The organism is Aureimonas frigidaquae (genome assembly GCF_001463905.1).
Taxonomy (GTDB): Bacteria; Pseudomonadota; Alphaproteobacteria; order Rhizobiales; family Rhizobiaceae; genus Aureimonas; species Aureimonas frigidaquae.
In genome coordinates this window covers 156,731-179,036 of record NZ_BBWR01000010.1, presented here as the reverse complement: position 1 = coordinate 179,036, position 22,306 = coordinate 156,731, and the positions used below count along the sequence as shown (strand labels likewise).

Sequence of the window (22,306 nt, the reverse complement as noted above, 5' to 3'; positions counted from 1 at the left end):
CCCCTAGAAAGTGGGGAGCTTGCCGCCCGGGATCGGGACGCCGACCCATTTCTCGTGCAGCCGGTTCAAGGCCCCCGTGACTTCCTGGTAGTAGATGAAGTTGTTCAGCCACTGGTGGAGTTCGGTGGCGTTCTTGCGTACAGCCATCGACCAGTAGAGCGTGAAGATCGGCACGTCCGACTTGACCTCCAGATTATCGAGACTGCGCTTGGCGATCACATCGTTGGCGACGGTCGCGACGGCGGCGGTCGCATCGACCTGCCCGGAGATCAGCGCCTGCATGGCAAGTGCGTCGTCGTCGAAGCGCACGACCTCCAGCCCCTCGACACCATAGCCGCTGACCGCGACATCCTGCGTGCTGCCCTTGGGCACGGAGACGCGCTTGCCCTTCAGGTCGTCGAGGCTCGATAACGGCATGTCCTTGGCAGCGACAAAACGCATCTCGTAGGCGCCGTAGGGGTTCGTCATCAGGAATATCTTGGCGCGCTCGGGCGTTGCCGTCATGTGCGCGATCAGGAAATCGACCCGGCCGGACTCCAGCGCCGCGGCGCGCGATGCGTTGTTGACGGGAACGATCTCCACCTCAACGCCGAGATCTTTGGCGGCAAGCCTGGCTAGATCGACCAGGAAGCCGTCCGGCGCGCCGGACGAGTCGACCGTGTCGTAGGGCGGGATGCCCGTCAGGACGCCGATGGTCACGCGTCCCTTCTGCTCGATTTCGGCGATGGTCTGCGCCTTTGACGGCGTTCCTGTGGCCAAGGCTGCCGCAGCAATACCGACGGCAAGACCCACCCGCCGGACGAATGACGTGAACATTCGACTTCCTCCCAGATTGGTTCGGCGCTCTGCGCACCGTGTTTCCGTCCGCGTCGTGAGACCACATCGATCCGTCACGCCTTCCCAGCGAACTCTTGACATATGTCTTATGTCATGACTTGTTGTCAACCGTGGGTTGCGTGATTGTTGCCTACGCCCCGTTGAAGTGAGGTAGCCCATGAGCCAGACCGGTGGATCCCAACCTGACGACAGTGGCGTCGGCGGCGCGGACCGCGCGCGGGGGCGGGACCGTCTGCACGCCTCCGTGTCTGGAACATTGGAGGCGCAGATCCTGTCCGGACAGCGCAAGGTGGGCGACCGGCTGCCGTCTGAAAGCGAGATCGCACGGGAATTCGGCGTGTCGACACGCTCGGTTCGCGAAGCAATGCAGATCCTGGAAACCAAGGGGCTCGTGCGGCGCCGGCACGGGGAGCGCACCACGGTCGTGCGCGACGACGTGGCGGAGTTTCTCGGCACGCTCGCCATCACTGTCCGACAGCTCATGTCCAGCGATCCACGCTACCTCGTTCAGCTCATGGCCGTTCGCCGTATGATCGAGACGGAGGTCATCGGACTCCTGATGACCTTGCCCGAACCGATCGGGCAGGAGGTCACACAGGCGCTGGAAGCCATGCGGCGGGCCCGTGACGAGCAGGACTTCGCAAGCTTCGTGGAGGAGGACGCCGCCTTTCATCTGGCGCTCGTCCATTCGGCCGGGAACGAGATCCTGACCGTCTTCTACGACAACCTTTTCGGCCTGATCCTTGAAGTCATTCAGGTCACGAGCCGGGTTCCGTCCAAGTCGCTCGAGGCAGCCTATGCGGAACATGAAGAAATCTACCGCCTGATCCGGAACAGGGATGAGGCGGGAGCCAAGAAGCTCATGCGTGAGCAGATCGACAACAGCGCATCGTACCTGCAGGTCGCGATCGACAATGTGATGAGGGAAGGCAAAAAGAATGCGTGATTTCGACTATGCGGCGACCGACTGGGCGTCGATCGAGCGGCTGAAGGCCTGGTATTCCGGCGATATCCACGACAGCATGGAGAGCCTTGGCCTGTGGGGCCATCTCGACGGCATTTCCCTGGCAGGCCACCTGCCGGACGGAGACGTGGTCTGTGGACCGGCCGTCACCGTTCTCTTCGAGCCGTCGGACCGCAAGGGCGAGCCGCAGGACGTGTATCATCACGCGATCGACAACACCCCGAAAGGGGGCGTCCTCGTCTGCGACGCATCCTGCGCGGGCGGTTCCTGTTCGGGCGAGTTGATGAGCACGGGCGCAAAGGTGAAGGGAGCGGCTGCGACCGTCGTGCACGGCACCGTCCGCGACATCGCCCAGGTCCGCGCCCTCAAATACCCACTCTTCGGCTCCGCGGTCAGCCCGGTCGGCGTGACCGGCAAGAAGGAGCCGACGCGCTCGCAAGTTCCGCTGACGATCGGCCGCGTCACCGTGCGGCCGGGCGATGTCGTCTTTGCAGACAGGGACGGGGTCGTGGTGATCCCGGCCGAGCACGTCAGGGCCGTAGCCGACGCGGCGGATGCGCTCGGCCGAAACGAGGCCGCCGCCCGCACCCGCCTTTTGGATGGCGAGCGCCTCCAGTCCGTCTGGCCGGCCTGACCCGGCGGCAAACGAGCGGCGCGCGGGGGGTCAACCCCCCGCGCGGGCACTCGCCGTGAAGATCGCATCCGCGATGGCGGTTGCGGTCAGCTCCACCGGGACGGAGTGGATCACGTTGGTCGGCAGCATGGCCGCCTGGCCGACCCGCGCCATGTCGGCGGCGGAGAGGTCGGTGAGGCCAAGGTCCGCCAGGGTGGTCGGCAGGCCGATGTCGCGGCAGAAGGCGGCGGCGGCGTCGAACTCTTCCGGCGGCCGGTTCTCCAGGACCAGAAGGCACAGAATGCCGAAGGCCACTTTTTCCCCGTGCAGGAAATGATGGGTCGGCTCCAGGACGGTGAGCGCATCGTGAATGCCGTGCGCGCCCGACACGCCGCAATTCTCGAAGCCGAGCCCGGACAGGAGGGTGTTGGCCTCGATGATGTTCTCGACCGCGCCGGTCAGCCGGCCGCCTTTCGCCGCCACATAGGCCGCGCGGCCATCGCGCATCAGCGTTTCGTGGCAGGCCTGTGCGATCTGGTAGCCGGCGAGCGTGCAGGCATAGCCATCGCCGATATAATTCTTCGAGCGGCTCTCGATGTTGGAGCGCGCCTCGTAGAAGGTGGAGAGCGCATCGCCCATGCCCGCGGCCAGGAAGCGCGCCGGCGCCTGGACGATCAGCGCGCTGTCGACCAGCACCACATCGGGGTTGCGGCCGCAGCGGACCACATGCTCGTAGACGCCGTCGGGCGTATAGACGACGCCGAGCGAGCTCGTGGGCGAATCCGTCGAGGCGATGGTCGGCACGGTTACGATCCGCGCGCCGATGTTGAAGGCGGTGATCTTGGCCGTATCCAGCGCTTTGCCGCCACCGATGCCGACGACCGACGCGGCGTCGATCTCACGCCCCGCGGCGGTGCAGCGATCGATCTCGACCTGCGAGGATTCGCCGCCGAACCGCACGAACTGCGCCGTCACGCCGGCGCCGGACAGCGCCGCTTCCAGCTCGGGACGCAAGCTGTCCCAGAAGAATGCGTCCATGATGACGAGGGTGCGCGCGCCGAGCGGCGCGACATAGCGGCCGAGATCGGCGATGACGCCGGGGCCCTGGACATAGCGGAGCGGTCCGCCGTAGCCACGTTGAGTCATGAAATTCGTCTCCGAAGGAAGCAGGAGTTCAGCGCAGCGTCAGGCCGCCATCCACGGTGTGGATTTCGCCCGTCGTAAAGGAGGAGGCGTCGCTCGCCAGGTAAATCACCGCGCCGGCCAGCTCGTCGACGCTGCCGATACGGTTCTGCACGGCGCCAGCGGCCCAATGCTGGGTGACGACATCGGGATGCTCGCGCAGCACTTCTTCCGTCAGCTCGGTCATGATGTAGCCGGGGGCAAGGGCGTTGACGCGCACATTGTGCTCGGCCCATTCGGTGGCGAGGCACTTGGTCAGCATGTGCACCGCCGCCTTGGAGACGTTGTAGGCCGCATGGCGGAAGGGCCAGTTGACGATCCGCCCGGACATCGAGCCGATATTGATGATGGAGCCGGATTTCTGCCGGATCATCATCCGGCCGATGGCCTGGCTGACCAGGAAGACGCCATCCAGATTGACGCTCATCGTCTCACGCCACTGGCTGAGCGGGTAGTCTTCGGCATTGCCCGGCAGAACGATGCCGGCATTGTTGACGAGGATGTCCGCACGGCCCCACCGCGCCTCGACCGCCGCCGCCATACGCTCGACATCGTCCGGATCGGACACGTCGGCCTTTATGGCGAAGCTGTCGCCGGCCCCGTTCGGGGACGCTTCGTTGAGCGTCTTGGCCAGGCTTTCAGCCTGCGCCATGGTGGACCGGACGACGATCGCCACGTCTGCGCCGTGCGCGGCAAGTGCCTGCGCCAGGGCGCGCCCGATGCCGCGCGACCCTCCCGTGACGATGGCCTTGCGCCCCGTCAGATCGAACAGCCGCGTGTAATCGCGTGTGTTGTCGGCCATGCTAAGTGTCCCTCCCGGACAATGCTCTACAGGATGTTTCAGGCGGCGACCGCGTCGGAGACACGCTCGACGGGGTCGGTGACGGGCACGGTTTCGCCGAGCTCCCAAAGGATGCGCTCGGATGTGCGCAGGGCCTGCGCCACGATCGTCAAGGACGGGTTGAAGCCGGTCGACGAGGGCAGGAACGAGGCATCGACGACATAAAGATTGTCGACGTCCCAGACCTTGCAGTCCGTATCCAGCACCGAGGTGGCGGGGTCCTTGCCGAACCGCGCCGTGCCGCATTGGTGCATGGAGACCTTGATGTCCATTTTCTGCGTGATGACGAGCGGGTAGCCGAGCCGGCGCATCATGCGCGTCCAGACCTGCACAAGCTCATTATGCGCGGTAAGATTGTTGGGCGTATAGGCGAGGCGGATCGTGCCGTCCGGATCGACGCTCACGCGGTTCTCCGGGTCGGGCAGGTCTTCCGACATCAGCCACCAGTCGACCGAGCGTTCCGCGAAGAGCGCCATCATGCTTTCGGGCGCCCATTTGACGCTGGCGGTCAACATGCCGGCCTGCAGCTTGCCGAGGCCCTGGATATTGCCGAGTGGGTAGGGGCGCTCATTGTTCGCCAGGTAGAAATCGTTGATCGCCATCGATTTCTGGAAGGTCACGCGATTCTTCTTGAAGGGAGAAATCGCCATCATGGCCGTGTTGTTATGGGCCATGTAGTTCCGCCCGAGCTGGTCGGACGTGTTGTTGCCGATGCCGTTCGGGTGCTTGTCGTTGCGCGAGCGCAGGAGGAGCGCGGCGGAGTTGATGGCGCCAGCCGCGGAGACGACGATCTTGGCCGTCACGCTGCGCCGCTCGCCCTCGTGGTCGAACTCGACCGCCGACACCCGCCGACCGGACGGATCGGTCACGAGGCGGTGGACCAGCGCTTCCGTGATCAGGGTGACGCCGCCCTTGGCGAGGGCAGGGTTGATCAGCCGTACCTCGGCATCGCCCTTGGCGCCGATCTTGCAGGCAAAACCGTCGCAGGTCCGGCAGCGCGCGCAGCTTCCGCCATCATGGTAGTCGATGGCGATGGGCAGCGGAAAGGGATGGAGCCCCTTGCCGCGCAGCTTCTGTTCGAACCAGGCGATCTCCGGCTCGTGGCCGATGGCCGGGAAGGGCATGGGGCCCGAGCGCGGCGGCTCGATCGGGTCCAGCCCGGCCTGGCCATGCGTGCCCATCAACCGTTCGGCGCGGGCATAATAGGGCTCGAACGTGTCGTAGGAGACGGGCCATGCCGGCGCGACGCCACCCTCATGCTGCAGATCCTCGAAATCCTCCTTGCGGAAGCGCACCGTCGCGGCGCCGAAGAACTTGGAGTTGCCGCCGACATAGTAATAGGTGCTGGGGCTGAAGAAGTTTCCGTCCCTGTCGCGCCACTGCTCCCGCGTCGCATATTTGCGCTTGTGAAAAACGGCGTCGACGCTCCAATTGTCGGGCTCACGCGGGAGGCGTGGCCCGCGTTCGATCATCAGGATCTCGCGGCCCGGCGCCGCCAGCGCGTTGGCCAGCGCTCCGCCGCCGACGCCGGCGCCGATGATGACGATGTCGTAGCTTGTCTTCAGTTCGGTCATGCTCTTCCTCCCAGGGCCGGTGGCGCGCGACATGGCGCGGCCGCACGGCCCGCAATTCCTCACATCACGGCGCCGACCTGCCAGGGCACGAACTCGTTGTCGCCGTAGTCGAATATCTCGCTTTTCGTCGGCTCGCCGGACGCTGCGGCAAGGATCGCGTGGAAGATCCTGGTGCCGACCTCCTCAATGGTTTCCTGCCCGGTCACGACGGTCCCGCAGTCGATGTCCATATCCTCGCGCATGCGCTCGAACATCGGCGTATTGGTGGCCAGCTTGAGAGACGGTGCGGGTTTGAAACCCGACACCGAGCCGCGCCCCGTGGTGAAGCAGATGATGTTGCATCCGCCGGCCACCTGGCCCGTGACCGCCACGGGATCGTAGCCCGGCGTATCCATGAAGACGAAGCCGTGGCTGTCGATCGGCTCGGCATATTCGTAGACCGCGTTGAGGCGCGATGCCCCGCCCTTGGCGACGGCGCCGAGCGATTTTTCCAGAATGGTGGTCAGGCCACCCGCCTTGTTCCCGTGGGACGGGTTGTTGTTCAACTCGGCCTTGCCGCGCTGGGCATAGTCGCGCCACCAGTCGATGCGGTCGAGGAGCTTCTGGGCGACGGCGGGCGTGGCCGCCCGCCGGGTGAGCAAATGTTCCGCGCCATAGATTTCCGGCGTCTCGGCAAGGACGGTCGTGCCGCCATGGCGCACCAGGAGGTCCGAGGCATAGCCGAGGGCCGGGTTGGCGGAGATGCCGGAATAGCCGTCCGATCCGCCGCATTCGAGCGCCAGCGTCAGATGTTCGGCCGATTGGCGCGTGCGCCGGTTCGCATCGAGCGCGGGCAGCATGTCCTCGACGGCAGAGATGCCGGCCTCGATCGTTGCGCGGGTGCCGCCCGTGCCCTGAATGGTCATGGTGCGGAACAGAGGCCCTTCGGACAGGCCGTGTTTCTTCAGGAGAAGCGGAATCTGGTTCGTCTCGCAGCCGAGCCCGATCATCAGGACGGCGCCCACATTGGGGTGCGTCGCGTAGCCGGCCAGGACCCGTGTCAGGTAGAGGTAGCCTTCTTCCTGCGTGTTGAGCGCACAGCCGCCGCCATGGGTCAGGGCGATGATCCCATCCACATCGGCGAAGGCGTCGAGGCGGCCGGTCGCCGGGGCGAAATGCGCGGCCACGGCACGGGCCACGGTGGCCGAGCAGTTCACCGACGAAACGATGGCCAGGTAGTTGCGCGTGCCCACGCGCCCGTCGGGCCGCAGATACCCCATGAAGCTGGCGCGCTCGGCCTCCGGCACCAGATCCGGCTCCCGCGCCCCGGCGCAGAATTCATGGGTGAGTTCGAGATCGCCCATGGCCAGATTGTGGGTGTGGACCAGGCTGCCGACTGCGATCGGCCGGCTCGCAAAACCGATGGTCTGGCCGTATTTCAGAACCGCCTCGCCCTCGGCAATATCGCGCAAGGCCACCTTGTGCCCTTGCGTGACGCGCTCGCGGAGGGGCGTGCCGCCGCAGATCGGCGTGACGGCGGGATCCACCGTGACGCGGGCTACGGCGACATTGTCGTCCTGGTGCATGCGGATCAACGGTGACAGGGCCTCAAGCGTATCCAGCATCAGCTTACCTTCCGTTTGAAGTAACGGCCTTCCTCGTACATCGCGCTCATCACCGCGAAGGATGCTTCCAGGTGGATCTTCATGGCGAGCTCGGCCTGGTCGGCATTGCGGCGCTCGATCGCGCTGACGATGGCCGCGTGCTGCTCGGTCACGTCGGCCAGATGGCCCGGGACTGGCGCGGACAACTGGCGCATGCGGTCCAGATGCGCCTTGACGAGGTTGATGAACTTCCAGATGCGCGGATATTGGCTGATGCCGGCAATGGCGCTGTGGAAGGCGTCGTCCACCTCGATATATTCGTGCAGCGCCCCGCGATCGAGAATGTCGCGCATATCGCCGATCAGCCCGTTCAGCCGAACCACATCCTCGTCCCGCACGAAGGCGACGGCGCGGCGGATGCTTTCGATCTCCAGCGCGCGGCGGATGACGAAACCCTCTTCCGCCACGTCGAAGGAAATCTTCGACACGTAGGTCCCGGAATGGGGAAAGACGTCCACGAGGTCTTCGTCGGCCAGCCGCTTCAAGGCCTCGCGGACCGGCGTGCGCGACACGCCATATTGCAGGCAGAGTTCCTTCTCCGAGATCACCGAACCCGGCACCATCCGCAGCCGAACGATCGCATCTCGCAGAAACTCATATATCTGTTCCGCTTTCAGAACCGGCTTCTCCGGCGCGGATTTCGCCTCCAAATCCGCTTCCAGTCCTTTGTTCATAGGGAAATCCAAAGTTTCGCGAGCGGCGTGTTGACAATTTTTTTCTGCTCTGGCTTCAATAACTCATATATCGGTTGACGGCGCAAGGCGCAATTCGTTACTGCATATCCAGACGGCGCGGGGAGGGCGCCATAGCGGGTGCCGGGAGGTACGGCCCCGGCGCGACAGCATAGACAACCCGACGATTCACCCTCCGCAGGCGGCGCCTTTCGGCCTGTCCGCGGCCTGGCCCCGTCATGTCCGGCGGGGCGCCACACCTGTATGTTCAAGACCGGAAAGCGTGCGGCCCATGGCTCTCATCACCTATCTGACCCGCGTCGAATTCGACGAAGGCGCCATCGGCAAGCTCCCGGCGATTCTGGAGGGGCTGGGTGTCGTCCGGCCGCTGGTGGTCACCGATCGTGGCCTCGTGGCCAGCGGCCTGGTGGAACGCGTCCTGGCGCTGTTCGCGGAGCGCCCGGCGGTGTTTTCCGACACGCCGGCCAATCCGACCGAAGACGCCGTCGACGCCGCCTTCGCGGCCTATGGCGCGGCCGGGTGCGATGGCATCGTGGGTCTGGGCGGCGGCTCGTCCATCGATCTCGCCAAGGCGGTACGCCTCCTGTCGGGGCATGAGGGGCCGCTCGCTCAGTACACGGCCGTGGCCGGCGGCGTTCAGAAGATCCACGGGCGTATCTGCCCCATGGTGGCGGTGCCGACGACCTCCGGCACGGGTTCGGAAGTCGGCCGCGCGGCGGTGATCATCACCGCGGAAGGGCGCAAGCTCGGAATCGTCAGCCCGCATATGCTGCCCTCCGTGGCGCTGTGCGATCCGGAACTGACTTACGGCCTGCCCCCGCTTCTGACGGCGGCGACCGGCATGGATGCCATCTCGCACTGCCTGGAAACCTACATGGCGCCGTCCGTCAATCCGCCGGCGGACGCCATCGCGCTGGACGGGCTCAAGCGGGGCATCGGCGCCATCCGGACGGCCGTGCGCGACGGCGGGGACCGGCAGGCGCGCTGGGAAATGATGATGTGCGCCCTGGAAGGCGCCATGGCGTTCCAGAAGGGGCTGGGCGCCGTTCATGCGCTGACCCATCCGCTGGGCGCCGTCCGGGAGCTGAACCTGCATCATGGCACGCTGAACGCGGTGCTGATGCCGGCCGTGCTGCGCTTCAACCGCCCGGCGATCGGCGGCAAGTGGCAGATCCTTTACGACATTCTGGGCGGTGAGCCGGACACGGTCATCGCCGAACTTTCGCGCGATATCGGGCTGCCCTCGGGCCTGTCGGCCATGGGCGTGAACGAGCCGATCATGGCGCATGTCAGCGGCGAGGCGCTCAAGGATCACTGCCACGGAACCAATCCGCGGATCCCGACGCGTGAGGAATATCACGAGATTCTCCGCCAGTCGGCCTGACCGGCGGTCGCATGCCGGACGGCGGGTCGCCGTCCGTTTCATCTGGGAGGACAGACATGACTGAATTCGACGACAACAGCCCGCAAGCCGCAGGGCTCCGCCTGAGCCGCCGCGGCTTCCTGAGCGGCGCGGCCGCGATGACGGTGGCCGCGGCGCTCGCGCGGCCCAACTTCGCCTTCGCGCAGGATGCGCAGTTCTGCGCCTCGCTCGGCTGGACGGTCTGGGAATCGGGCCGCCACATCGTGGCCGGCTACGAGGATGCGGTAAGCCGCCTGGGCGGTACGCTGACCATCGCGGACGCCAATTACGACGTGAAGAAGCAGGCCGACCAGATCGCCGCCTTCGTGGCGTCCAAGCCCGCGGCGATCTTCATAACCCCGGCCGACGCCGCCGCCATCGCGCCGGCGGTCCAGGCAGCCGTTGCCTCCGGCATCCCGATCTTCTGCGGTGACAGCTACGTGCCGAACACCACGGTCACCTCCACGGCCATGTCCAACAATTTCGGCCTGGGCTCCTATGGCGCGCAGTACATTGCCGACCGGCTGCAGGGCAAGGGCAAGGTTGCCATGGTCTGCCTGCCGTCCAACGAGTCCTGGGACCAGCGCACGCTGGGCGCCAAGTCCGTCTTCATGCGCTACCCGGACATCGAGATCGTGTCCGAGATCGCCTTCGCGCTCGGCGGCACCACGACGCCCCGCCAGGTGGTGGACAATATCCTGACGGCCAATCCCGAGCTCAACGCCATCTGGTGCGCCTGGGACGGTGCGGCATCGGAAGGCACGCTGGCGATCCGCGCGGCCAACCGGGATGTGTTCATCACCGGCATCGACGGCGGCGCGCAGTCCTTCGAATACATCCAGGCAGGCTCGCCCTTCGCCCTGACGCTCGCCCAGAGCTTCTACGAAATGGCCTATATGAACGCCTTCTTCGCGCATGAAGTGATCGCCGGCCGCAAGGCCCCGCGCTTCGTGATCACCCCGTCCTACGCGGTGACGCAGGAAAGCCTGGCCGACATCGAGATCCCGGACAATTACGACCAGCCCGGCGAGGCCGCCAAGCTCGGTTGGAACCGGGTCCTCTGACGAGACCCCTGCAACAAGGGGAGGCGGCGCCCCATGCGCCGTCTCCCGCCCGATGAGGAGGGGGGGAGCCCATGTCGAAGATCCTGACCATGCGCGGCATCGCCAAGCGCTTCGGTCCCGTGCAGGCGCTGGGCGGCGTCGATTTCGACCTCGACCGGGGGGAGATCCATGCCCTTCTCGGCATCAACGGGGCCGGCAAGTCCACCCTGATCAAGATCCTGTCCGGCGTCTATACCAAGGATGCCGGTGAGATCGTCATCGACGGGCAGGAGGTCGAGCTCGGCAGTCCCCGCGCCGCCATCAAGGCGGGCGTTGCCACCGTCCAGCAGCACCCGGAGCTGGTGCCCGACTGTACCGGCGTCGAAAACATCTTCCTGGGCCATGAAGGCGAACGGCCCGGCCTGTTCCGCCGCATGGACAGGGCTGCCATGCGGGCCTCGGCACATCGGCTGCTGCAGCGCTTTCCCATCGAGATCGATCTCGATGCGCAGGTCGGCGAGATGCCGGCCGTCGACCGCGAGATCGTCGCCATCCTGCATGCGCTGCGCCACGACCATATCAAGGTGCTGGTGCTCGACGAGCCGACATCGACCCTGACGGAGCGCGAGAAAGCCTCCCTGTTCCAAATGATGCGCACCCTCCAGGGCGCCGGCATCTCCATCATCTACATCACCCATCGGCTGGAAGAGGTGTTCGAGATCGCCGATCGCTTCACGGTGTTCCGGGGCGGTCGCAATGTCGCCACCCTGACGCTGGCCGATGCGCGTGCCCGCAACGTATCCATTCCCGAGCTCATGCTGGACGAGGCGGCGGGCGACCTGTTCCCCGAGCGCGACGGTGCGACCGGTGGCGAGGTGCTCCTGGAAACCAGGGGGCTGGGCTGTGGCAGCTATTTCTCCGGCGTCGATCTGTCTGTGCGGCGCGGCGAGATCCTCGGCATTTTCGGCCTGGTCGGCTCGGGCATCGACGAGTTGTCCAAGGTCCTGTTCGGGGCCATGCGGCCGGATGCCGGCCAACTCCTGGTCAAGGGCCAGCCGCGCGCCTTCAAGGGCCCGCATGATGCGCTGTCGGCCGGCATCTTCCTGGTGCCGGGCGATCGGCGCACCGAAGGCCTGACCATGACCAAGGATGTCGTATTCAACACGACCATCGCCCATCTGGGCCGCGCTTCCGTTGCGGGGGGCATGATGCGCTTCGGATCGAACCGGGGCGCCACGGAACAACTTGCGCGGGATGTCGGGCTTCAGCCGCTCGAACTCGACAGGCCCGTCAGCGCCTTCTCCGGCGGCAACCAGCAGAAGATCGTCATCGCCAAGGGGCTGTTCCGCCAATCGGATGTCTACATCTTCGCCGAACCGACGGTCGGGGTGGATATCGGCGCGCGCGCCAAGCTCTATGCCCTGATGCGCGAACTGTCGCGCAAGGCCGCCGTCATCGTGGTTTCGTCGGATTGCGACGAGGTCCACGGCCTCGCGGACCGTGTGATGGCCTTCTACAAGGGAAGCCCGATCCAGCCCGGCACGGCCAGCCCCACCCGCGACCAACTTCTCGCCGCCGGCATCATGGGAGCGCGCGCAGCATGACCCGACGCAGAAACCCCCTCGTCCTCCGCATTCTGGCCTTCCTGGTCCTCCTGGGAATCATCGCGGCGGTCTTTGCCAGCCTCAGCCCTGCCTATCTGACCCCGGGGAACCTTCAGGGCCTGTTCCGCCATATGGCGGTGCAGGGTCTGGCGGCGCTCGGCCTGACCTTCGTCATCGTGGTGCGCCAGTTCGACCTGTCGTTTCCGGGCGTGGCCTCGCTCGGCGCCATGACGCTGGGCTGGCTCATCGCCGGGCGCTACGGGCTGACCATCGGTGTGGGAGGGGCGCTCGCCATCGGCCTTCTCTTCGGGCTGATCAACGGCTTTGCCATCGCCCAGCTGCGCCTGCCGGACATCGTGACCACCATCGCCACCGGGGGCGCCGCCATCGGGCTGTCCTACTTCTATTCCAACGGCACCTCCATCTCGAAGAACTTCTTCTCGTCGGGCATTCTGGAGCTGAACGATGCGAAATATCTCGGCATGGATGCGCCCGTCGCGATCCTGATCGTGGCCGCGCTCGTCTGCGCCGCCATCCTGCATGCCAGCCGCTTCGGACGTGCCTTCTATGCCACCGGGGAAAACCGGACATCGGCCGTCTTTTCGGGCATTCGGGTGAAGGCCTATGTGCTGGCCGCCTTCGCGCTGTCGGGCATGTTCGCCTGCCTGGCCATCACGCTGCTCGTCGCCTCGTCCGGCGCCGCCAACGTCACGGCCGGCGCACAATTGCTGATGCCCGCCTATGCCGCAGTCTATCTGGGGGCGGCCTTGTTCGGTGCACCGTCGGTGCCGGCCACGGTGGCTGGCACGCTCCTGATGTCGGCCATGCTCAACGGCTTCACCCTTCTGGCCGTGCCCTACTACTACTCGGACGCCATCGTCTCGATCGTCCTGATCAGCGCCATCGCGCTGTTCGACCCCAAAATCGCGGAGGCTGCGCGGCGCTTGCGCCGGGCCGGCAAACCCGCCTTGCGTGAGGCCACTTCATGAGCGCCGTCATGTCCTCGACGTCCCGCACAGCCGCGTCGCGCGGTTTCGACGCCCGCCGCTTCATCGTCCGCTACGGGCTTTTCATCCTCTTGGCGATCCTCGTCATCGTCTTTTCCTGGCTGCGGCCGAGCTTTGCCAGTGCCGGCAACGCCAACGATATCCTGCGGTCGGCCTCCATCGCCGCGGTGATGTTCCTGGGCCTGACCTGGATCATCGCGGCGGGAGAAATCGACGTTAGCTTCATGTCGGTCGCCGCGCTGTCGACCATGATCATCGCCGGACTGGTCTCCTCGGGCTCCGGCTGGCTGGTGGCAGCGCTCGCCGCCATTGCGGCAGGCGCCGTCATCGGCGCGCTGAACGGGCTCCTGGTGGCGGGAATGGGCTTGCCCGCTCTGGTAATCACCATCGCCACCGGCGGACTTGCCGGCTCGATCGCCGCGGCGATCGGGCGGGGCACCTCCATTCCCGTCGCCACGACGGGCTTCGTCGGGCCCTTCGTGGATGCCAATATCGGCATCGTGCCCGTGCTCGCCGTCGCGGTCGCCATTCTCTATGCCATCGGATGGTATCTGCAGGACCGCACCACCTTCGGCCACTATATCTATGCCATGGAGCAAAACCCCCGCGCCGTCGTCGAGGCGGGTGTGCGGGCAGGACGGATCCTGTTCCTGCTCTATGTTCTGTCGGGCATCCTGTCGGCGGTGGCCGGCGTGCTCCTGGCGGCCGACCTGTCGTCGGGCCAGCCCTATATCGGCACCTCCTACTTCATCGACGGGTTGACCGCGGTGCTCCTGGGGGGCATGGCGCTGAAGATGGGCAAGCCCAACATGGTCGGAACGCTGGTGGGCGTGCTCCTCCTGGCGGTGCTCCTATCCGGTGCGGCGCTGCTCGGCTGGACCGATTCCCAGCGGCAGATCGTTCGGGCGGCCTTGCTGATCGCAGGTGTCGCGCTCGTGGTCTGGACCCGCCGAAAGACCCGCAGCCGGCTTTGAAAGGCATGAATCCATGAAAGTAACCGACACGAGGCGGCTCAAGCGGGCCAAGGTGGAACTGACGGCGCTCGGCATGGGCAGTGCGCCCCTCGGCGGTCTCTATGCGCCCGTCCCGCTGGCCGATGCGCGCGCGGCGCTTTCCGCAGCCTGGCAGGCGGGTATCCGCCATTTCGACACGGCGCCCATGTACGGCCTCGGCCGGTCCGAGCATCTGATGGGGGAACTCCTGCGGGAAGAGACCGAAGGTTTCGTCCTGTCCACCAAGGTCGGCCGGCTGATGAGCTTCGAGCGGCCCGGCCGGCAATTGCCGGCGGAAGCGCAAAAGAACGAGTTCGATTCCGGATGGCACAACGGCCTGCCGTTCCGCGAGGTCTTCGACTATTCCTACGATGCGATCCTGCGATCCTATGACGACTCGCGCCAGCGCACGGGCCTCGGCCGGCTCGACATCCTCTTCGTCCACGATATCGGCAAGGTCACGCATGGTGAGCGGCACGACCATCACTGGCAGGCGCTGACCCGTGGCGGTGGGTTCCGCGCTCTGGAGGAACTGCGCGATGGCGGGCTGATCGCCGGCTTCGGGCTGGGTGTCAACGAGAACGAGGTCATCCTGGATGCGATGGAAGAGGCGGACCTCGACGTCTGCCTCCTGGCCGGTCGCTACACGCTGATCGACGGTTCGGCCGCCGAGGCGCTTTTGCCCAGGGCGCTGGAGCGGGACGTGGCGCTCGTCATGGGCGGGGTCTTCAATTCCGGCATCCTCGCTTCCTCGTCGGGGCGCAAGAAGTACAATTACGTGGATGCCCCGGCCGAGATCCTGGCCAAGGCCGATGCGCTCGAGGCCGTCTGCCGGGAATTCTCCGTGCCGCTCCCCGCCGCGGCGATCCAGTTCCCGATGCGCCACCCCGCGACCGGCAACGTGGTGATCGGCGCCAAGACGGCCACGCAGGTGAAGCAGAACGTCGCCTGGTTCGAACAGGACATTCCGCAGGCCTTCTGGACGAGCCTCGAAGACAAGGGGCTGATCCCGGCCGTCTGACGCCGGATCGCCCGCAAGGAGACCTTATGCTGAAAAATATCCATCCGCTGCTGAACGGCGATCTTCTGGCCATTCTGGACGATATGGGACACGGCAACGAGATCGTGATCGCCGACGCCAATTTCGGGGCGGCAAACCTGGCGCAGCGGCTTGTCGACATGCCGGGCGCAGATGCGCAGGCGCTCCTGGACGCCGTCCTGAGCGTCCTGCCGCTGGACGATTTCGTCGACGCGCCCGCCGCCGTCATGATTGCGCCCGACGAGACGCGGCCCGTCTATGATGGCTTCCAGGCCAGCCTGGACCGGGCCGAAGGCCGCGCCATCGGCATGGAAGAGATCGACCCGGGCGTCTTCTGCGCGCGGACCGAGCGCGCCTATGCGGTCATCGCCAGCGGCGAGCGACGACTGTACGGCAACATCATCCTGCGCAAGGGAGTCATCAGACCGTGACGCTCAAGGCTGCCGATACCGGGCGCGTGGACGCGCATCAGCATTTCTGGCGCATTGCCCGCGGTGACTATCACTGGATGGGCGACCATGTCGCGCCGCTGCTTCGCGATTTCGGACCGGAGGATCTGGAGCCGCTGCTCCGGCGCGCCGGCATCGGCCGGACGGTCCTGGTGCAGGCGGCGGCGACGGAGGCCGAAACGGACTACCTCCTCGATATCGCCGCAGGCACGGATTACGTGGCCGGTGTGGTCGGCTGGCTCGACATGGAATCCGACCGCTTCCCCGAGCGGCTCGAGGTCTATCGCGCCAACCCGTATTTCGTGGGCCTGCGCCCGATGCTGGAGGGGCTGGAGGATGCCTATATCCTGCGGCCGCGTGTGCTCGAGAATCTCGGCCATGTGGCGCGCAGCGGTCTTCCCTTCGACATCCTGACCTTCCCCCGGCACCTTCCCCATGTGCTCGAGGCCCTGCGGCAGACGCCTGGCCTTCGCGCCGTGGTGGACCACCTGTCCAAGCCGCTCATCAAGGATGGCACGCTGGACCCCTGGCGCGCGGATATCGCGGCCATCGCCGCCTTTCCGAACGTGTCCTGCAAGGTGTCCGGCATCGTGACGGAGGCCAGTGCGGACTGGTCGCTGGAGGATCTGCGGCCCTTCGTCGACCATGTCGTCGCGTGCTTCGGGCCGGAGCGGCTGATCTTCGGGTCGGACTGGCCGGTGTCCACGCTCGCCGCCACCTATGGCGAGGTGGTGAACGCCGCCCGGACCCTCCTCGGGGGCCATTTCGGACCGGCCGACATGGACAGGATCTTCGGCGGCAATGCCGTGGACTTCTATGGGTTGAACCGGACGCGTTGAGCCGGTGGGGGTGGCGGCGGCTTGCCCTGCCGCCTCCCTGCGCAACCGTCCGCGAAAGAGGTTCAATCCGTCTGGTGCAGGTCGATGTAGCGCGTGGCGGTCAGCTGGGCTTTCAGCTTTTCGGAATCCGCGTCACGCCACTTTGCCGAGTAGGGCGCCCGCTTCATCCAAAAGCGCCGCAACTCGGCGTCCCGGAAGCCGATCCAGGCGCGCTGCGCATCGCGCAGGGAGGCGAAGCTTTCGCGTTCCGACTCGTTGTCCGGCGCGGCGTCCTGTTCCTTGGCCTCGGCCACACGCTCTGCATATTCGGCATTGAGCAGATGGTCCCACGCCAACTGTTCGCGGGCCCAACAGAACTTCAACGTCTCGAGCGGCTCATCTTGCGACGGCTCGGCAGTGCAGTAGCCCGAGACACGGCCGATGCAGCTGCCCGCATTACGGCCCTCGTTCTCAACGCAATCCTTCAACGCCGGCACATCGCCGCCCATTTCCTGGTAGGCCGGGTTGCCGGGCACGGCCTCCTGCGCGGCAGAGGGCGGGGTCGACGCCAGGAGGGCTGCCGTCACAAGCATTGAAACGGTCGCGATGCGCTTGTACAAAGGGTGCTCTCCGACGGTATAGTCGCCGTATGAGCCCACGATCTGGCACTGTCAATCGACCATCCGGAAATCTAAACCCAGGATTGGTAGTTCGGGGCAAGATGATTACCGGGGATATACTGACTCTTGTCTACCCGGCCGGATTGCGTCCCATGGGGGTGCCGCCCCGTTACCGGAAGCTGGAGCCGCCATCCACGTCCATCGCCGAGCCGTAGACGAAGGATGCATCGGGCGAGCACAGGAAGAGGATCGCCGCGGCCATGTCCTCCGCGCGTCCCATCCGGCGGATGGGCAGGTTCGCCGCGATGCGCTCCTTGAGCGCGGGGTCGATATGGGTGTGCATCGGCGAATCCGTCGGCCCGGGGTTCAGCGCGTTGATGCGCACCTTGCGGCCGGCCAGTTCGCGCGCCACGGACTTGACGATGGAGAGCGTGCCGGCCTTCGAGGCGGCATAGGCCGTATCGGCGATCAGCCCGCCGCCGCCATGATGGGCGACATCGGATGCGACGCAGACGATGTTGCCACCGGCCTCGTCGGCGAGCATGCGCTCCACCGCGCCCTGCACGGTGAAGAAGGTGCCGAGCAGGTTGACAGACATGACGCGTTCCCAATGCGCCCAGTCCTGATCGGGAATCTTCTTCGCCGTGATGATGGCCGCGCAGCACACGACATTGTCGAGCCGGCCGACGAGCGTGTCGCATTGCGCATACATGGCCTTGATGGCGTCGATCCGTCCGATATCGACCTCGATCGTATGGGCCGGGCCGGACAGGCCGGCCCTGGCGCGGGCAAGGCCGGCGGCATCACGGTCGGCCAGGATGACGGTCGCGCCCTTCGTGGAAAAGGCGCGGGCGGTTTCGAGGCCCATCCCGCTGGCAGCGCCGGTGACGAGGACGGACTTTCCGGCAAAGGCCGTGTCGGAGAAGGTCGGGTAGGTGCTCATGATGATCAGGCCTTGAGGTGCAGGGTGACGAGAACGGTGCATTGTGCGGCGTCCGGGAACTCCACCCGGAGCCGCAGCCAATTTCCAAAATGGGCGACGCGCCCGACGGCGATGCCGTCGCGCCGGTCGGGCAGGGTGAATTGCGTCCCCTCCGCGATCCACAACATGCCGTCCGGCGACATTTCCACGAAAGCGGTGCCGGGCTGCCCCTGCGGCTCCTTGAGCGCGCGGACGAAGAAGACGGCTTCTCTGGCCCAACCGGCTTCATAGGGCTCGCTCGTCGCAGTGCCTTGCCAGCTTTCGTTGCGTGCGATCACGGCGGTGATGTTTTCGGGAAGCATCAGAAATCTCCCGAAAGGCAGAGGGAGTCGAGATACAGGAAGGCGCGCTTGTCCGTATCCGTTTCGGCGAAGAAGCAGATGTTGAGCATGCACCAGAGGTTCTTCATCGCCGGGATGCTGATACTGTCGAAGCCCGCGACGTCGAAGACGCGATCGTTGCACTGGAAGCCAGTGGCCTGCATCGTTTCCAGGTCGAAGTCGAAGCGGATATAGGTCCAGTTCACCTTGGTCGGGATTTCGTTGTAGCAGAGCTTCTGGGCGGCGCCCGGCAGGTCCTGCCAGTCGTTCGGGTTCAGATGGTCGTGGCTGAGGATCTTGTCCTGCGTGCCGATCCGCTGAAGCGCGCCCGTCTGCCGTTTGAATTGCCACTTCTGTTCGTGGACGCCGTCCAGCGCGTTCAGGAAGCGCAGATGCGGCATGACGCGCATGACGTCGCCGTCGCTGTCGCCGCCCTGCAGGTCGAACAGGAAGCCCACCGACCGGACGTCCGTCTCCGAAAGCTTCAGCTCATTGGCCTCGGGCTTGAAGCAGAGATAGGCTTCCAGGCGGATCGGACCGCGCTTGCGGAAGGTGTGCCGCTTGATGGCGACATTGCGCGCCCCCGCGCGCGGCTTGGTGGCGATCTTGAGGGCATAGGAGGAATCCATGCCGCCATGCGAACCGGCATCCCAGTGGGGCAGGGTGGACAGCATGGCGCTGCCATGCTGCGCATAGCCGGGCAGCATCGTGTCCAGATCGTCTTCGTAATTGCCGACGAGCTGCGACCAGCCGCAATGGCCGGATGCGAAGCGATCATGCGTGATGATGCGGGGCAAGGGGTCGTAGCGGCTCAAGGTCGGATCGGCCCGCAGCATGGCGTGATACAGGGGGCGTGAAGGGTCGGTTTCGATCATCGGATTCCTTCTCATTGCACCGTCAGCCGCCGAACGGCATCCCAGTCGATTTCGAGGCCGAGCCCCGGTCCCGTCGGCACATCCACCGTACCGCCGCTCTGGCGCAGGCAGGCGGGCGAAAGGTCCGCCAGCGCGACCTTGAAGGGGCTGCGGTCGCATTCGCATTCGAGGATGCGGAAGTTGGGCATGGCGGCGGCAAGGTGGATGCTGGCCGTCTCGCAGACGATGCCGGACATGCCGATATGGGGTGCATAGGCAACGCCGTGCGCAGCGGCATAGTCCGCCATGCGCCGCGTCTCGGTAAAACCGCCTGAGCGGGCGATGTCCGGCTGCAGGACCGACAATGTCCGCGAGGCGACGAGCCGCTGCGCCTGATCGAGCGTGTAATTGCTCTCCCCGGCCGCAAGCGGCACCTGGCAGCGCGCGCGCAGTTCCTCGTAGCCCTGCTCGTCTTCCGGCGCCAGCGGCTCCTCGAACCAGAAATACTCGTTGTCGGAAAGGGCATTGCCGACCTGCACCGCCTCGTCGAGCCGGAAGCCCCAATTGGCATCCACGCACAGGCCGATCCCGGGGCCCGCCAGGCGGCGCATATGTTCGGCGCGCCGGCAGGCTGCGTCGACCGGCCCCGCCAGCTTGATCTTGATGCGCGTGAAGCCCTGTTCGACATAGGCCCGCAGCTCCCGCTCGGCCGCTGCATCCTCCACCCAGTTCACCGCCGCGGCATAGACGTCGAGCCTGTCGCGGCCCATCCCGCCGAGCAGCCTGGCAATGGGCTGGCCGGCGACCTTGCCGGCAATGTCCCACAAGGCGATGTCGATCCCGGCGATCGCCTCGATCAGCATGCCGCCCGCGCGGCCCGACAGGGTCCTGCGCATGATCTGCCAGAGCGCCGCGATGTCGGCCGGATCGCGGCCGACGATCCGCGGTGCAATGCCCGAATGGATCAGTTCGGCATAGGCCCTGGGGGCGAAGCGGCCAAGCGTTTCGCCGACCCCCACATAGCCCTCACGTGTCCGCACCTCGACGAGGACGGTCGAAACCGTCTCGTAACGCCCCCATGCGGTGACCGTCGGCGTCGGCAGGCGCTGCTGCAGCGGATGCGCAATAACGTCGGTGATCTCATCAGCTTGCGTGGACATCGGTCCGCAACTCCCATACCGCACCTGCCGGTCGGCCAGGTTTCTTATCAACAAACAAACCTAGTTGCCAAGTTGAAAAGTGATGGATATGGTGACGGCATGAGTGACGCCAAGCAGCATTCGATTTTCAGCGGTAAGGCTGTGAGCCCGTCCAGGCTTGCGGATGCGGTGTCCGACGCCATCGCGGCCGCGCTTCTGGACGGCAAGATACAGCCGGGCGATGCCCTGCCGCCGGAAGGGGAGATCGCCCGGGAGTTCGGCGTCTCACGCCCCATCGCCCGGGAAGCGCTCCGGCAGCTGACATCGGCCGGCCTCGTGACGACGCAGCAGGGCAAGGTGGCCCGCGCCCGCGCGCTGAGCGGCGAGCCGATGGATCGCATCTACGGCTATGCGGTGCGCGCGAGCATCAAATCCCTGATGGAAGCCAACGAGATGCGCCGCGTTCTGGAAACCGGCATTGCAGGCCTGGCGGCCGAGCGGCGTGACGCGCGCGGCCTGTCCGAAATGCGGGAGGCGCTCGACCGGATGGAGCGCGCGCTCGGGCAGGCGGGCGCCTTCACCGATGCCGACCTGACGTTCCATCACGGCATGGCCATGGCCACCGGCAACGCCATGATCCGCATCCAGATCGAGGGTCTGCGCTCGATCCACCGCGAAGTGTCGGAGATTTTCACGGCCCGCAATGCCCGCACGCAGAAGGATTGGCAGGCCACGGTCCAGCGGCACCGCGCGATTTACGACGCGATCGCGGGCGGCGATGCCACGCTGGCCGGACAGGCGGTGCGCCTTCATTACGAGGCGACCGATATCGCCTCGCTCGAAATCGCCGCCGATACGGGCAAGCACGGGCAATGAGTGCCGGGCGCTTCTCCCTTGCCGGTCGCCGCGCCCTCGTGACGGGCGCCAGCGCGGGGATCGGCCGCGCCGTGGCAATGGCGCTGGCGGAGCATGGCGCCGAGCTGGTCCTGCACCACTTCGCGGATGCGGACGGCGCGGCAGGGCTGGCCGACAGTGTCGGCGGCGCCCTCTGCCTGGAGGCGGATTTTACCTCGGCCCACGACACCACGGCCTTCGCCGATCGGGCGTTGGCGGCCGGACCCATCGACATTCTGATCTGGAACGCGGCCATCGAGCGGCGCGGACCCTGGGACAGGCTGGCCGAACGGGATATCGCCGATACGATCTCTGCCAATTTCTCGGCCTTCCTGACGGTCGCCGGTGCTCTCGTGCCGCAGATGGCGGCACGGGGCTGGGGCCGCGTCGTGGCGACGGGCAGCGTGTTGAGTGCCCGTCCGCGAGCCGAAACCGTCGTCTATGCCGCCTTGAAGTCGGCGCAGCGCACCGCCGTGCGGGCCATTGCCCGTGAGGTCGCCGCATCCGGCGTGACCATGAACATCGTATCGCCGGGCGCGATCGAGACGGAAGCCAACGCCCATCGCTACGCCGATGGAGAGCTGCGCCGCAAGATCACGGCCAAGATTCCCGCCGGGCGGCATGGGCGGCCGGACGATCTGGCTGGCGCCTATGTGTTCCTGTGCAGCGACGGCGCCGCCTACGTGACGGGGGCGGACATTCCGATCGATGGCGGGTGGTCCATCGGAGACGCGCCCGAGGGATCGGGCACCTGAAGGCAGGGGAGCTGCACCGGGCCGCTGCATAGGGCAGGCCGA

Annotated in this window: 23 protein-coding genes; 12 read left to right on the top strand and 11 right to left on the bottom strand. The window is 66.1% G+C overall.

Going from position 1 to position 22,306, the window contains the following annotated elements:
* Positions 1-3: 3 nt before the first annotated feature.
* On the bottom strand, positions 4-816 hold the full coding sequence (locus AUL30_RS11515) for a transporter substrate-binding domain-containing protein (RefSeq protein WP_062228025.1): 813 nt from the start codon (positions 814-816) through the stop codon (positions 4-6).
* A gap of 178 nt (positions 817-994) precedes the next feature.
* Here AUL30_RS11515 and AUL30_RS11510 point away from each other — a divergent pair, with 178 nt between their 5' ends.
* Positions 995-1,783, top strand: a complete 789-nt coding sequence (locus AUL30_RS11510) for a FadR/GntR family transcriptional regulator (RefSeq protein WP_083507878.1) — start codon at positions 995-997, stop codon at positions 1,781-1,783.
* On the top strand, positions 1,776-2,435 hold the full coding sequence (locus tag AUL30_RS11505) for an RraA family protein (RefSeq protein WP_062228023.1): 660 nt from the start codon (positions 1,776-1,778) through the stop codon (positions 2,433-2,435). The genes AUL30_RS11510 and AUL30_RS11505 overlap by 8 nt, the downstream gene beginning before the upstream one ends.
* A gap of 30 nt (positions 2,436-2,465) precedes the next feature.
* On the opposite strand, the gene AUL30_RS11500 is transcribed toward AUL30_RS11505, so the two are convergent.
* From AUL30_RS11500 to AUL30_RS11480, 5 genes are read right to left on the bottom strand one after another with little or no spacing between them, the layout of a single operon-like run.
* Complete coding sequence (locus AUL30_RS11500) at positions 2,466-3,560, bottom strand: glycerol dehydrogenase (protein WP_062228022.1); 1,095 nt, start codon at positions 3,558-3,560, stop codon at positions 2,466-2,468.
* Positions 3,561-3,588: 28 nt separating this feature from the next.
* A complete protein-coding gene (locus tag AUL30_RS11495; RefSeq protein ID WP_062228021.1) occupies positions 3,589-4,398 on the bottom strand; it encodes an SDR family NAD(P)-dependent oxidoreductase in 810 nt (269 codons plus the stop codon).
* Between the two features lie 38 nt (positions 4,399-4,436).
* The gene (locus tag AUL30_RS11490) at positions 4,437-6,011 is read right to left on the bottom strand and encodes a GMC family oxidoreductase (protein WP_062228020.1); all 1,575 of its coding nucleotides are present in this window, start codon (positions 6,009-6,011) and stop codon (positions 4,437-4,439) included.
* Positions 6,012-6,070: 59 nt separating this feature from the next.
* Complete coding sequence (locus AUL30_RS11485) at positions 6,071-7,615, bottom strand: UxaA family hydrolase (RefSeq protein WP_062228019.1); 1,545 nt, start codon at positions 7,613-7,615, stop codon at positions 6,071-6,073.
* Positions 7,615-8,328 (bottom strand): GntR family transcriptional regulator, encoded by a 714-nt coding sequence (locus AUL30_RS11480; protein ID WP_062228018.1) that lies wholly within the window; start codon positions 8,326-8,328, stop codon positions 7,615-7,617. Before AUL30_RS11480 ends, AUL30_RS11485 begins: the two co-directional genes overlap by 1 nt.
* 289 nt (positions 8,329-8,617) lie before the next feature.
* Here AUL30_RS11480 and AUL30_RS11475 point away from each other — a divergent pair, with 289 nt between their 5' ends.
* From AUL30_RS11475 to AUL30_RS11440, 8 genes are all read left to right on the top strand, one after another.
* The gene (locus AUL30_RS11475; protein ID WP_062228017.1) at positions 8,618-9,730 is read left to right on the top strand and encodes an iron-containing alcohol dehydrogenase; all 1,113 of its coding nucleotides are present in this window, start codon (positions 8,618-8,620) and stop codon (positions 9,728-9,730) included.
* A gap of 56 nt (positions 9,731-9,786) precedes the next feature.
* The gene (locus AUL30_RS11470; protein ID WP_062228016.1) at positions 9,787-10,812 is read left to right on the top strand and encodes a sugar ABC transporter substrate-binding protein; all 1,026 of its coding nucleotides are present in this window, start codon (positions 9,787-9,789) and stop codon (positions 10,810-10,812) included.
* Positions 10,813-10,883: 71 nt separating this feature from the next.
* Positions 10,884-12,395 (top strand): sugar ABC transporter ATP-binding protein, encoded by a 1,512-nt coding sequence (locus tag AUL30_RS11465; protein ID WP_062228015.1) that lies wholly within the window; start codon positions 10,884-10,886, stop codon positions 12,393-12,395.
* Positions 12,392-13,384 carry an ABC transporter permease gene (locus tag AUL30_RS11460; protein WP_062228014.1) on the top strand — a complete coding sequence of 331 codons (993 nt, stop codon included), beginning with the start codon at positions 12,392-12,394 and terminating at the stop codon, positions 13,382-13,384. The genes AUL30_RS11465 and AUL30_RS11460 overlap by 4 nt, the downstream gene beginning before the upstream one ends.
* Complete coding sequence (locus AUL30_RS11455) at positions 13,381-14,376, top strand: ABC transporter permease (RefSeq protein WP_062228013.1); 996 nt, start codon at positions 13,381-13,383, stop codon at positions 14,374-14,376. Before AUL30_RS11460 ends, AUL30_RS11455 begins: the two co-directional genes overlap by 4 nt.
* A gap of 13 nt (positions 14,377-14,389) precedes the next feature.
* Complete coding sequence (locus tag AUL30_RS11450; RefSeq protein ID WP_062228012.1) at positions 14,390-15,415, top strand: aldo/keto reductase; 1,026 nt, start codon at positions 14,390-14,392, stop codon at positions 15,413-15,415.
* A gap of 26 nt (positions 15,416-15,441) precedes the next feature.
* Positions 15,442-15,864, top strand: coding sequence for an RbsD/FucU family protein (locus AUL30_RS11445; RefSeq protein ID WP_062228011.1), 423 nt, complete (start codon positions 15,442-15,444; stop codon positions 15,862-15,864).
* Positions 15,861-16,721: an amidohydrolase family protein gene (locus AUL30_RS11440; RefSeq protein ID WP_192843059.1), complete on the top strand. Its 861-nt coding sequence runs from the start codon at positions 15,861-15,863 to the stop codon at positions 16,719-16,721. Before AUL30_RS11445 ends, AUL30_RS11440 begins: the two co-directional genes overlap by 4 nt.
* Before the next feature lie 62 nt (positions 16,722-16,783).
* On the opposite strand, the gene AUL30_RS11435 is transcribed toward AUL30_RS11440, so the two are convergent.
* The 5 genes from AUL30_RS11435 to AUL30_RS11415 form a co-directional block, all read right to left on the bottom strand.
* A complete protein-coding gene (locus AUL30_RS11435; protein ID WP_062228010.1) occupies positions 16,784-17,320 on the bottom strand; it encodes a lysozyme inhibitor LprI family protein in 537 nt (178 codons plus the stop codon).
* Positions 17,321-17,489: 169 nt separating this feature from the next.
* Positions 17,490-18,188 carry an SDR family NAD(P)-dependent oxidoreductase gene (locus tag AUL30_RS11430; RefSeq protein ID WP_062228050.1) on the bottom strand — a complete coding sequence of 233 codons (699 nt, stop codon included), beginning with the start codon at positions 18,186-18,188 and terminating at the stop codon, positions 17,490-17,492.
* 80 nt (positions 18,189-18,268) lie between these two features.
* The gene (locus AUL30_RS11425) at positions 18,269-18,604 is read right to left on the bottom strand and encodes a hypothetical protein (protein ID WP_062228009.1); all 336 of its coding nucleotides are present in this window, start codon (positions 18,602-18,604) and stop codon (positions 18,269-18,271) included.
* Entirely contained in the window at positions 18,604-19,497 is an 894-nt protein-coding gene (locus AUL30_RS11420) for a DUF6772 family protein (protein WP_062228008.1), read from the bottom strand. The genes AUL30_RS11425 and AUL30_RS11420 overlap by 1 nt, the downstream gene beginning before the upstream one ends.
* Before the next feature lie 11 nt (positions 19,498-19,508).
* Positions 19,509-20,636 carry a mandelate racemase/muconate lactonizing enzyme family protein gene (locus AUL30_RS11415; RefSeq protein ID WP_062228007.1) on the bottom strand — a complete coding sequence of 376 codons (1,128 nt, stop codon included), beginning with the start codon at positions 20,634-20,636 and terminating at the stop codon, positions 19,509-19,511.
* 99 nt (positions 20,637-20,735) lie between these two features.
* Here AUL30_RS11415 and AUL30_RS11410 point away from each other — a divergent pair, with 99 nt between their 5' ends.
* The gene (locus AUL30_RS11410) at positions 20,736-21,491 is read left to right on the top strand and encodes a FadR/GntR family transcriptional regulator (protein WP_062228006.1); all 756 of its coding nucleotides are present in this window, start codon (positions 20,736-20,738) and stop codon (positions 21,489-21,491) included.
* Positions 21,488-22,264 carry an SDR family NAD(P)-dependent oxidoreductase gene (locus tag AUL30_RS11405; RefSeq protein WP_062228005.1) on the top strand — a complete coding sequence of 259 codons (777 nt, stop codon included), beginning with the start codon at positions 21,488-21,490 and terminating at the stop codon, positions 22,262-22,264. Before AUL30_RS11410 ends, AUL30_RS11405 begins: the two co-directional genes overlap by 4 nt.
* Positions 22,265-22,306 lie beyond the last annotated feature (42 nt).